Origin of the sequence: Salmonella sp. 741265073_HBA (assembly GCF_046569105.1) — a bacterium.
GTDB lineage: Bacteria > Pseudomonadota > Gammaproteobacteria > Enterobacterales > Enterobacteriaceae > Salmonella > Salmonella enterica.
The window spans coordinates 95,087-107,079 of the sequence record NZ_JBKFRY010000009.1 but is presented as its reverse complement, the minus strand read 5'-3'; the positions used below and the strand labels follow the sequence as shown (position 1 = coordinate 107,079).

Below are 11,993 nucleotides of genomic sequence, written 5' to 3'. Positions count from 1 at the left end.
TACCGCTGGGCCAACGTTAAGGAACCCTTTGTGAGTCAGGCCAACAGTATGCGAAAACGACATCGATTTAACACTCGCATGACCCGTATCGTACTGCTTATCAGTTTTCTCTTCTTCTTTGGACGTTTCGTCTACTCTTCTATCGGCGCCTGGCAGCACCATCAGGATAAAAAAGAAGCGCAACAGTCATCGCTTTCTGTCACCACACCGGGACAACGTTAAGCTGTTATCCGTTAAAAAGCCCGCGCAAGAAAAAGAAGCTTTAGCGTTAACGCAAAAAGACAACCCACTCAATGGGTTCAGGCCATGATCAGACGCTTAAAGAGCAACCGCGGGATATCCTGCCTGGGTGATAAGATCACATGCGCGGTTACTAAGATTCCCTCGACCGAATACAAAACCCGATAGCCTTCAGCGTGCCCCTATCATGTACTGCAAAACAACCCCGATGATCTTTTTTTTCAAAGAGGTGAATCGCTTACTACCCCGTAATTATTAGTTAGAACAAAGAGATTAGGTGTTGTATAATTTTTGGTCATGGTTAGAAGGGGTGAGTAAATGGACACTACTGAAACATTGAATGGTACGTACTTCTACGGCGGGTTATCCAACCTGACACCACAACAACTATGGTGGGCTATCACCATCGCCGTTGTGAGCGATCATCTGGGGATCTCAGCGGTCGATGCTGCACTGGTTATCTCAGGGCAACCAGTTCTACCTACGAGGGGTAAACCTCGTGGGACAACTCCAGGAACATCAATTGCTTCTAAGTACATCAGTAATTGGTTGAACTATAAACTGCCACCTGGGATCAGATTACCAACGTTGACAGGCAAAACCATCAACTCATTACAGCTAAGCTCAACGAATAATTTAGGTCGTTTCGTTGGTCGTAATGTACCCTGGCTCGGTTGGGTTATGACATTCACTACGATTTATGATATCCAGCGTGATATTAAAGATACATTTAATCGTGTGGCGGTTCCTAAAGATCGCATTCAGTGGACGTACTTCTAATGAGAGATATTAAGAAAGAAATTATCGATTTTATCGATCAGGAATATAACACTAAAAAGTACTTTCTCTGTGGGCCAAAGCGAACCATCACGCTTGATACCAGTATTAGGGATGATCTTAAACTCGTTTTTGAAGATAGTGAAGAACTTCTACAAGAGTACTTCAAGCGTTGGAATGTAGATCCAGAAGGATTTGACATACTCAACTATCTGAATCCAGAGTACTTTGGAAGTAAAGAGCCTGATCCGCGTAAGCCACTAACGGTTGGTATGCTCGTTGAAAGTGCTAAAGCTGGACGTTGGTTATATAGTTGAAGAATAAAGTTATTATATTTTAAATACCCCTTATTTGGGCTGAATCGCCACGGATAACCTGGGCACTTCTGAGTCGTTGGTAGATCTTTTTCTTTATCCGTTCACGCTTCAGTAGCTGGAAAAAGCTTTCTGCAACCGCATTGTCATGACAGTTGCCACGACGGCTCATACTGCCCTCCAGTCCGTGCGATTTCAGCCATTCATAGCGGGTGTACTGACTATCCTGATCAGAATGAACCAGCACCTGTTTTTGGGATGACGTCGCCACACGGCCATCAGAAGCGCATTCAGGACAATATCTTTTGTCATTCGTGGTTGCATTGACCAGCCGATAACTTTGCGCGAGAACAAATCAACGACCACGGCAAGATACAGCCAACCTTCGTGGGTTCGTAATTACGTCAAATTTGCCGTCAGGAGCTGTGCGCTACACAAAAAATGCATCTATGCACATAAATAAAAACCCTCTGCAAAAACAGAGGGTTAAATTTCCTTTTACCTGTTCATGAAAACACAGGAAGGGTTATCGGCTTATTCCCACTCAATGGTAGCCGGTGGTTTACCGCTGATGTCATACACCACACGGGAAATCCCGTTGACTTCATTGATGATGCGGTTGGAAACGCGACCCAGGAAGTCATACGGCAGGTGCGCCCAGTGTGCGGTCATAAAGTCGATGGTTTCGACAGCACGCAGAGAGACCACCCAATCGTACTTACGACCATCGCCCATGACGCCTACGGAACGGACCGGCAGGAACACGGTAAACGCCTGACTGACTTTGTCGTACAGATCCGCCTTACGCAGTTCTTCAATGAAGATGGCGTCAGCACGGCGCAGCAGGTCGCAGTACTCTTTCTTCACTTCGCCCAGTACGCGTACGCCGAGGCCCGGCCCCGGGAACGGATGACGGTACAGCATGTCGTACGGCAAGCCCAGCTCCAGACCAATCTTACGTACTTCGTCTTTGAACAGCTCTTTCAGCGGTTCAACCAGCCCCATCTTCATCTCTTTCGGCAGGCCGCCGACATTGTGGTGAGATTTGATGACGTGCGCTTTACCGGTTGCAGACGCCGCAGATTCGATAACGTCAGGGTAGATGGTGCCCTGCGCCAGCCATTTCACGTCTTCCAGTTTGAGCGCTTCTTCGTCGAACACTTCCACAAAAACGCGACCGATGATCTTACGCTTGGCTTCTGGATCGTTTTCGCCAGCCAACGCGGACAGGAAGCGATCTTCTGCCGGTACGTGAACAATGTTCAGACCAAAATGGTCGCCAAACATGTCCATCACCTGCTCGGCTTCGTTGAGACGCAGCAGGCCGTTGTCGACGAATACACAAGTCAAGTTTTTGCCGATCGCGCGGTGCAGCAGCATCGCGGTGACGGAAGAATCCACGCCGCCGGAGAGACCGAGGATTACTTTGTCGTCGCCCACCTGCTCGCGAATGCGCGCCACGGCGTCGTCGATGATCTTCGCCGGCGTCCACAGGGCTTCACACTGGCAGATATCGCGTACAAAACGCTCCAGCATACGCATACCCTGGCGGGTATGGGTCACTTCCGGGTGGAACTGTACGCCGTAGAAGCGTTTTTCTTCGTTGGCCATAATGGCGAACGGACAGCTCTCGGTGCTGGCGACGGTCACGAAGTCGGACGGAATCGCCGTCACTTTATCGCCGTGGCTCATCCACACGTCCAGCAGCGGTTTGCCGTCGGCGGTCAGGGAATCTTCAATACCGCGAACCAGCGCGCTGTCGGTCAATACTTCAACCTGCGCGTAACCAAATTCACGCTCATTAGAACCTTCTACATGACCACCAAGCTGCATCGCCATGGTTTGCATCCCGTAGCAGACGCCAAATACCGGCACGCCTGCTTCAAAGACATACTGCGGCGCGCGCGGGCTGTTTTCTTCGGTGGTGCTTTCCGGGCCGCCGGAAAGAATAATGCCGCTTGGGTTGAAGTCACGAATTTGTGCTTCTGTCACATCCCACGCCCACAGTTCGCAGTAAACACCCAGCTCACGCACGCGGCGTGCAACCAGTTGAGTGTACTGAGAACCGAAGTCCAGAATGAGGATGCGATGCTTATGAATGTTTTCCGTCATTGACGCTTATTCCGAGGCAAGTGAAACAGATTAAATAAATCGCCCGACGCGAAGGTCGGGCGAAGAAAATCAGGAGCCCAGACGGTAGTTCGGGGACTCTTTGGTGATGGTCACGTCGTGAACGTGGCTTTCCTGGATACCCGCACCGCTGATACGCACAAACTCCGCTTTAGTACGCAGTTCGTCGATGGTAGCACAACCGGTCAGCCCCATACAGGAGCGCAGGCCGCCCATCTGCTGGTGAATGATCTCTTTCAGGCGACCTTTATAGGCTACGCGGCCTTCGATACCTTCCGGCACCAGTTTGTCGGCGGCGTTGTCGCTCTGGAAGTAACGGTCGGAGGAACCTTTGGACATCGCGCCCAGCGAGCCCATGCCGCGGTAAGATTTGTACGAACGGCCCTGGTAGAGTTCGATTTCGCCCGGGGATTCTTCGGTACCGGCCAGCATAGAGCCCACCATGACAGCGCTCGCGCCTGCGGCGATGGCTTTGGCGATATCGCCGGAGAAACGGATACCGCCGTCAGCGATAACCGGAATCCCGGTGCCTTCCAGCGCTTCCACCGCGTCGGAAACAGCGGTGATCTGCGGAACGCCCACACCAGTCACGATACGAGTCGTACAGATAGAGCCAGGGCCGATACCCACTTTCACCGCGCTGCAACCGGCTTCCGCCAGTGCGCGAGCGCCTGCGCCCGTCGCGACGTTGCCGCCGATGATTTGCAGGTCAGGATATTTAGCACGGGTTTCACGGATACGTTGCAACACGCCTTCTGAATGACCGTGAGAGGAGTCGATCAGCAGTACGTCAACGCCTGCCGCCACCAGCGCGTCAACGCGCTCTTCGTTGCCCGCGCCTGCGCCGACCGCCGCGCCGACACGTAAACGGCCCTGCTCATCTTTGCAGGAGTTTGGTTTACGTTCCGCTTTCTGGAAATCTTTTACGGTAATCATGCCAAGCAGATGGAAGTTATCATCAACGACCAGCGCTTTTTCAACGCGTTTTTCGTGCATTTTTGCCAGCACGACTTCACGGGCTTCGCCTTCACGAACGGTCACCAGACGCTCTTTCGGCGTCATGTAAACGCTAACCGGCTGGTTCAGGTCAGTCACAAAACGCACGTCACGACCGGTGATGATACCCACCAGCTCGTTATCTTCAGTCACCACCGGATAGCCCGCAAAACCGTTACGCTCGGTCAGGGCTTTCACTTCATGCAACGTGGTGGTTGGCAGGACGGTCTGCGGGTCGGTCACTACGCCGGACTCGTGTTTCTTCACGCGGCGAACTTCTTCCGCCTGGCGCTCGATGGACATGTTTTTGTGGATAAAACCAATGCCGCCTTCCTGAGCCAGGGCAATTGCCAGGCGCGCTTCCGTCACGGTGTCCATCGCCGCAGAAAGCATAGGAATATTCAGACGAATGGTTTTCGTCAACTGCGTGCTAAGGTCGGCAGTATTCGGCAGAACGGTGGAGTGAGCGGGAACAAGGAGGACGTCGTCAAACGTCAGGGCTTCTTTAGCGATACGTAGCATGGGCAATATCTCACCTGGGAGGTTAATAAATATTGCCGCGGCATTATACAGAACGTAATCGGTTGCATCTACATTTTTTTGCAAATAGTGCTTGCGATCCCCCGTGAGCAGGTTACTATCGATTGAATAACCTGCTGATTTAGAATTTGATCCCGCTCACATGTTATCCTCTCAAACTTCCTCAATTTTTACCGTAAGCCGCCTTAACCAGACGGTTCGTCTGCTGTTAGAACAGGAGATGGGACAGGTATGGATCAGCGGCGAGATTTCTAATTTCACGCAACCTGCGTCAGGCCACTGGTACTTTACGCTCAAAGACGATACCGCTCAGGTGCGCTGTGCGATGTTCCGTAACAGCAATCGCCGGGTGACGTTCCGTCCGCAGCACGGGCAGCAGGTGCTGGTACGCGCCAACATTACGCTGTACGAGCCGCGCGGCGATTATCAAATCATCGCCGAAAGTATGCAGCCAGCGGGCGAAGGCTTGTTGCAGCAGAAATATGAGCAGCTAAAAGCCAAACTCCAGGCCGAAGGCTTGTTCGATCAGCAGCATAAACAACCGCTGCCCTCCCCGGCCCACTGCGTGGGGGTGATCACCTCGAAAACCGGCGCAGCGTTGCACGATATTCTCCATGTGCTGAAGCGTCGTGACCCATCCCTGCCCGTTATTATCTACCCGACTGCAGTCCAGGGCGACGACGCGCCGGGGCAGATCGTTCGTGCTATAGAACTGGCGAACGCGCGGGGCGAGTGTGATGTACTGATCGTCGGGCGCGGCGGCGGTTCGCTGGAAGATTTGTGGAGTTTTAACGACGAACGCGTGGCGCGGGCGATTTTTGCCAGCCGCATTCCGGTGGTCAGTGCCGTCGGTCACGAAACGGACGTCACGATAGCTGATTTTGTCGCCGACCTGCGCGCGCCGACGCCATCAGCAGCGGCAGAAATTGTCAGCCGTAACCAGCAGGAGTTGTTGCGTCAGATCCAGTCCGCCCAGCAGCGTCTGGGCATGGCGATGGACTACTACCTCGCCAACCGCAGCCGTCGTTTCACGCAGATTTTTCACCGTCTGCAACAGCAACATCCGCAACTGCGTCTGGCCCGCCAGCAAACTGCCCTGGAACGTCTACGCCAACGGATGGGATTTGCGCTTGAGGCCAGGATTAAGCAGGCCACTCAGCGCCAACAGCGCGTAAGTCAACGCCTGAGCCAGCAAAATCCGCAGCCGCGCATTCACCGCGCGCAGTCGCGCATCCAACAGCTGGAATATCGTCTGACGGAGAATATCCGCTCACGGTTAAGCGAACAGCGCGAACGCTTTGGCAACGCGGTCACGCATCTGGAAGCGGTCAGCCCGTTAGCCACGCTGGCGCGCGGCTATACGGTTTCGACGACAACGAACGGCAAGGTGCTGAAAAAGATCAAACAGGTCAAAGCAGGCGATATTATGACCACGCGACTGGAGGACGGCTGGCTTGAAAGTGAAGTCAAATCCGTCACGCCGGGCACGTAATCCAACCCCCCCCCACCCTTTGCAGCGCGATGTTGGGGTTCGACTTCGCCTCAGCCAACCCACGCGCTACGCCGGATAAGGTGTAACCACAATTCGACGATCAACCGGTTTGTCATTCGCCTCAAAACCGGGCAGGGAACACCCGCCCGGTTTTGTCTAACTTACCAGTTATAGCGCAGATTGAGGCTACCGTTCAGATCGCCAAAGTCATTGCTGCCAGTCTGCCCGGCAACCTGAGCGCGAACGCTCCACTGCTTATCGATATCTGCCTGCAGACCTACTTTCAGCTCCGCACGGTTAGCCGGAAGATCCTGTTTCACCGTAGCATCATCAAACGATACCGACACATCATCGCTGGTGTGCAGCCAGTTAGCTTCAGCAAACGGCTGGATAACCGTACGGCTGCCTTTGTACAGCTTGCCGTCAACACGCAGACCCAGACGCGTTGTCCAACTGTCGCCATCCTGACCATCGATCCGGGTGCCGTAGTTATCCTTCACGCTATCCGCTGAGTAATTCTGCCAGACAACCTGCGCCTGCGGCGTCAGACTAACCGTATTGCCGTTGCTCAGCGCAATATCGTAGCGATAACCAGTTTCCAGCGAGACGGCGTTAGCGGTTGAATCGTAAGATTCAGAGCCCGCATCACCGCTCTCTACGCTGTTGTTGTAGAAACCATATTGATACCAGCTGTCGACGTACACGCCGCTATGCGTTTGGGCATCGGCAAACCAGGTGGCATAGACGCCGAGGTTGTAGCCGTCTACGTTGCCGCTACTGGTGAACTGGCTACCGTCTGCGCCACGGTTACCGGTGCTGTCGGTATCGGCGTTGATGTAGCTCGCCATGACGCCAACGGTAACGCTCTGCTGGCCGTTGCCCCAGGCAAGAATGTCGCCGCCTAACTGGAACTGGGAGTAGTTGCTGTCCATATCGATATTGCCGCTGACAGCCTCGGATTCCGCTTTACCCGCTTTGAAGCGTGCCCATACGCTGCCATCGGCATTACGATACTGGCTGCCCTCGCGGTCATAGAGGGTCTGCATTTGCAGGTTGCGCGCCATCCACTGGTTGCCCATGTACGCGCCGATATCCGCACGGTACTGTGGTGCGACATCGCCGCCATCGTCCGGAGGCGTGACATTACCGCCATCGTCGCCGTCGTCCGGAGGCGTGACATCACCGCCGCTGTCGTCATCATCAGACTGTGCTTTTGACGCCAGATACCAGTCGTTGTCACTTTCATTCCAGTACAGACGGTAGGTATACAGACTGGCGTTAACTTCATTTTTTAACACAAACGCATCGCTTGTCGATGTGCCGCCAACATCCACCACTTCGATACCGTTAGTGGTCTGCGCCCCACTGCCGATGCCGTTGATGTACAGATCGGTGGAGCCGGAGGCATCGCCGGTAATGACCAACTTATCGGTCGCCGAATCATCGTCGCCCAGGACGGTATTCAGGTAAAGCGAGCCGCCATTGCCGATGTAATCGCCATCGACATAAAGCGTATTGCCTGGCGTGCTGGAGGAGCTGCCGCTGGTGAGCGTCCCCATGTTGATCAGATCGCCATTGAGGGTGAGGATGGCGCCTGTTTCCTCGCTGTCGCCGAAGACCAGCGTCCCTTCGTTGGTCACCTTACCGTTAACGGTAGTACCGTTGCTGCCGCCAAAGATCGCGTCAGAGGCGACGTTCACCGCCTGCTGGCTGCCCATCTCGCCAATCGAGCCGTCCCCGGACAGCCACAGCGTGCCTTCCTGTACGTTAGTATCGCCACTATAGGTATTCGCGCCGCTCAGCGTCAGTTTACCCGCGCCCAGTTTGGTCAGCGATTTACCGTCCCAGTCGCCGTTGCCGGTTTTATCGCCCAGAACGCTGGTGACTTCAAAACTGTCGCCTGCGCCCAGGGTAAAAGTGCCATGTGCTGGCGTCGCTGACGTGGCGGTCGCATTCCAGCTCAGCCCTTCGGTAAGCATATATTCTGACGCATCTTCAGGATTGATTGTCCCGGTTACGGTCAGATAGTCCGGCTGGTCGGTGAGGTTCATCGTCAGGCTGGTGAAGTCGCCGCTGATATCGCTGGTCATATCCATCAGTTTAAAGGACTGGAACTCCGCGTCGGAGGCGCGCGTTTGCAGGCCGTCGTCGCTGATGACCAGATCGCCGCCAAGCGTGGCGCTGCCACCGGTAATCAGCGGTTGCACTGAGTCACTATTCAGCTCAACGTTCAGCATACTGCCATCTTGCTGAATTAACGCGCTGTCGCCGAGATCCAGCGAGGTGCCGAGCGCCAGTTGGGTTGTCGCACCACTGTGAGTGGTGATGCCGCCCACCGCGCTGACTTCACCGTCTGCGTCCAGCACCAGCGTGGCGTTATTGTCTACCAGACCGGTGCCCAGCGCCGTCGTACTGGCGGCAACCAGCGTACCTTCATTGATGGTGGTGCCGCCGCTGTAGTCGTTGTCGCCGGAGAGGATCAGCGTGCCTGCGCCTTCTTTGGTCAGCGATTTACCGTCCCAGGTGCTATTCGGATCAAGCGTGTCGTCAACGTCTGTCAGATTAGCCGCAACGTTAAAGCTGCCGTCAGGGTCGCTAAGGGTAAAGGTACCGTGAGCGTCGGTAGAAGCGTTGTCTCTGTCCGCATACCAGGAGAGGGAGGCCGTCAGATCATAGTGGGTGTTGTCTGCTTCGTCGACTTTCCCGTCGATAGTCAGGAAGTCAACATCTTCTCTGCTCATTCCCGCGACGGTCAGATTGTCGAAATCGCTGGTAATGGCGCTGTCGCTGTCAATCAGCGTGTAGGTGTATGCCTCAGGCGTCCAGCTGTCTGTAACGCTGCCGATGCCGGTAACATTCAGCGTACCAGCCAGCGTGACGCTGTCGGCGGTAATGGCGCTTTCGTTGGCCTTACTGAGGTCAATATTCAGCGTACTGTCGGCTTGCTGAGTCAGCGAGTCGACGTTGAGCGTCGTACCTTTGGCCAGCTCAGTCGTTGCTCCAGACTGGGTCGTGACATTCGCAAGGTTGAATTCGCCCTCCGCGTCCAGCTTCAGCGTACCCGCGTTATCGACATCACCGCCGCCCAGCGCGTTAACGTTAGCGACAATCAGCACACCATCGGCAATGGTGGTGCCGCCGGAGTAAGTGTTATCACCGCTTAACGTCAGTTCGCCCATACCGGTTTTCACCAGCGAACCGCTGCCGGAAAGCGTATTTTCCAGCTCGCCCTCGCCGACCTGAAGCACGCCGTTGTTGGCAATAGCCCCGGTACCCAGCGAATCCGCATGGTCAGCCGTCAGCATACCGCCGGTAATGGTGGTGCCGCCGGAGTAAGTGTTATCGCCGGTCACGATGAGATCACCGCTACCGCTTTTGATAATTTGGCCCCCGCCGGTGACGTTGTTATCCAGCGTTCCCTGGCCCAACTCAAGCTTTGCGTTTTCTGCAATGGCCACGTCGCCACTGCCGAGCGCGGCGGCATCATTCGCAGACAGCGTACCGCCGTTAATGTTGGTATTGCCATAGTCATTCGCCGTGTTGCTGAGAATGAGCGTGCCATCGCCTTCTTTGGTCAACGTTTCGCCGTCCCAGCCGCCAGGTACGGGGGAAACCTTACTCAGCTCGCTGGTAACTTCAAACGTTTCATTATCACCGAGGGTAAAGGTGCCGCTCGCTTCGCTAATGGAAGTCGCGTTAGCATTCCAACTGAGCTGCTGCTCCAGAACGAAGTTGGTGTTATCGTTAGCGTCAACGTCGACGCCGAAGGTCAGGTAATCTGGCAGTGAGTCGGTGTCGATATTCGTTGTCAGACTGTCAACATTGGTGCTTATTGCGTTATCAGAATCAATCAGGGTAATTGACTTGAACTGTTGATCCGATGTCGGGTCTCCAAAAGCCGCTGTTGAATCGAGATTTAAGGTCAGTGAACCATCAAGTGTGGCGCTAGCGGTGGTGATCGCCGGGGAGTCAGTGGCAGATAGCGTGATGTTCAGTTGGCTATCGTTTTGTAGCGTGAGCGCGTTAGTGATTTGTAATGTTTTTGCCGAAGCGCTACCGTCTCCGAGGGTAATTTCGCCATTGCTGGTCAGGCTTCCAAGCGCCGAACTGCCGCTCATGGTCCACTGGCTGTCGGCGTCGAGTGTTAATGAGCTATAAACGCCGTTGACGCTTCCTTGCAGTGAAGAATTGGTCAGTGACAAGGACGATGCGGTGATTCCCGCGTCAACGTTGCCATCAAGCGCTGTACTGTTAGCCTGTACGGTCACCGCGCTTTCCAGTTTGATGGCGGTCGGACCAGTCAATGTGCTGTTGGTGAGCTCGATAGGGTCGTTAATATTCGTTTTGCTGTCAACGTGCAGCGCGGCGGTTTGGGAGGCGACGTTCGCATTATTGACGGTTAACGCGTTAGTATCGTCATACCAACCGCTTTTTCCCTGGCTTGTCATTAAAATGCCGTCGTCGTCGGCGGTGATGGTTGCTCCGTCAATCTCTACGCTTGAAGCAATGCCTTTCACGCCAACGCCTTTGGAGTTGACGATCATCTGACTCTTATCATCACCGGAAACGTTCAGCGTCGACGCGCTTGATGCCTCAATGGCGGCACCTGTGGCGTTATTGTGCGTGACGGAAGAGTTCTTGATATTGAGAATACCCCGGTTGGCGGCAACAACCGTACTATCCGCGCCCGTAGAACTCACCGTACTATCGCTCACATTCAGGAAGGCGTTGCCGTTCGTGTCGCCAACCACACTCAATTGCCCCCTAGTGAGCGTGATTTTACTCCCGTCCTTGATGTTCAGCGTGCTGCCTTGCTGTAACGATATGTCGCTGCTTGTGTCCGCCGTTGCGGTGACCTCGGTGCCAATCAGGGTGGCTTGTGAATTTTTATAGAGCGTCAAAATGCCGTAATTGCCTTCAACCTCAAGGCTTCCTCCATTCAACGTCAGGTTGCTTTGCTCGTCGAGGTTGATACCTTGGGTATATCTTCCCTTCGTATAAATTTTTGCCTCGGTCAGTTCAAGTGTTGCTCCCCGATAGAGCGAAATCGCTGTAGCCACCGCATCACCGCCACTTGAAAGGGGGGCTCCACCGCCGTCCGTTCCAATCTCGATATTCGTGCCCGTGGCTGAAGTGGGCTGCCAGCCCTGGCCTTGAGTAGGTAAGCCTTCGAGGTACAGCGCGGCGCCTTCATCGGCGCCAGAATAGAACATCGGCGACGTTTCTGCGTTCAGGTCGTGGTCAACTCCGTCAATGTAGGACACCGAATTATCGGCCATGGCCAGCGGGCTGGCGAGCCCAAGCGCGGCAACAATTGCAAAGGTCAGCGCATTGTGTTTTGCACTAATTGTCCATCCTGACTCAGGCTTTTTAATAAAAGGGGAGACTTCATTAGCGTGCGCCTGTATTTTAACTTTGCTGTGGCCTCGCGCCAGTTCTGAAGCCACGATATACATATTTCGCACGGCGCTCCAGACAATACTGTAGGTCCTGTTCAATTTTTA

Annotated in this window: 7 protein-coding genes and 2 pseudogenes; 4 read left to right on the top strand and 5 right to left on the bottom strand. The window is 54.3% G+C overall.

Annotated features, from left to right (window positions below; genetic code table 11):
• The first annotated feature begins 30 nt into the window (after positions 1 to 30).
• Positions 31 to 222: a YfgG family protein gene (locus ACLD3P_RS13745; RefSeq protein ID WP_000075924.1), complete on the top strand. Its 192-nt coding sequence runs from the start codon at positions 31 to 33 to the stop codon at positions 220 to 222.
• A 77-nt stretch (positions 223 to 299) separates the two neighbouring features.
• Here the strand turns inward: ACLD3P_RS13745 and ACLD3P_RS13740 are convergent.
• Positions 300 to 419: pseudogene (locus ACLD3P_RS13740) on the bottom strand (hypothetical protein); the annotation flags it as partial.
• 139 nt (positions 420 to 558) lie between these two features.
• Between ACLD3P_RS13740 and ACLD3P_RS13735 the strand changes: the two are divergent.
• Together ACLD3P_RS13735 and ACLD3P_RS13730 are read left to right on the top strand one after the other, a co-directional pair.
• The gene (locus ACLD3P_RS13735) at positions 559 to 1,020 is read left to right on the top strand and encodes an STM2901 family protein (protein WP_000381628.1); all 462 of its coding nucleotides are present in this window, start codon (positions 559 to 561) and stop codon (positions 1,018 to 1,020) included.
• The gene (locus ACLD3P_RS13730) at positions 1,005 to 1,334 is read left to right on the top strand and encodes a DUF1493 family protein (RefSeq protein ID WP_023994424.1); all 330 of its coding nucleotides are present in this window, start codon (positions 1,005 to 1,007) and stop codon (positions 1,332 to 1,334) included. The genes ACLD3P_RS13735 and ACLD3P_RS13730 overlap by 16 nt, the downstream gene beginning before the upstream one ends.
• Positions 1,335 to 1,410: 76 nt before the next feature.
• On the opposite strand, the pseudogene ACLD3P_RS13725 reads toward ACLD3P_RS13730, so the two are convergent.
• From ACLD3P_RS13725 to guaB, 3 genes and pseudogenes are all read right to left on the bottom strand, one after another.
• A pseudogene (locus ACLD3P_RS13725) lies at positions 1,411 to 1,730 on the bottom strand (DDE-type integrase/transposase/recombinase); the annotation flags it as partial.
• A gap of 135 nt (positions 1,731 to 1,865) precedes the next feature.
• A complete protein-coding gene (gene guaA, locus ACLD3P_RS13720; RefSeq protein ID WP_000138293.1) occupies positions 1,866 to 3,443 on the bottom strand; it encodes a glutamine-hydrolyzing GMP synthase in 1,578 nt (525 codons plus the stop codon).
• Between the two features lie 69 nt (positions 3,444 to 3,512).
• A complete protein-coding gene (gene guaB, locus ACLD3P_RS13715) occupies positions 3,513 to 4,979 on the bottom strand; it encodes an IMP dehydrogenase (protein WP_000944174.1) in 1,467 nt (488 codons plus the stop codon).
• A 160-nt stretch (positions 4,980 to 5,139) separates the two neighbouring features.
• Here guaB and xseA point away from each other — a divergent pair, with 160 nt between their 5' ends.
• Complete coding sequence (xseA, locus tag ACLD3P_RS13710; protein WP_020899077.1) at positions 5,140 to 6,489, top strand: exodeoxyribonuclease VII large subunit; 1,350 nt, start codon at positions 5,140 to 5,142, stop codon at positions 6,487 to 6,489.
• 161 nt (positions 6,490 to 6,650) lie between these two features.
• On the opposite strand, the gene shdA is transcribed toward xseA, so the two are convergent.
• A complete protein-coding gene (shdA, locus tag ACLD3P_RS13705; protein WP_411006388.1) occupies positions 6,651 to 11,987 on the bottom strand; it encodes a fibronectin-binding autotransporter adhesin ShdA in 5,337 nt (1,778 codons plus the stop codon).
• Between the last annotated feature and the right edge of the window lie 6 nt (positions 11,988 to 11,993).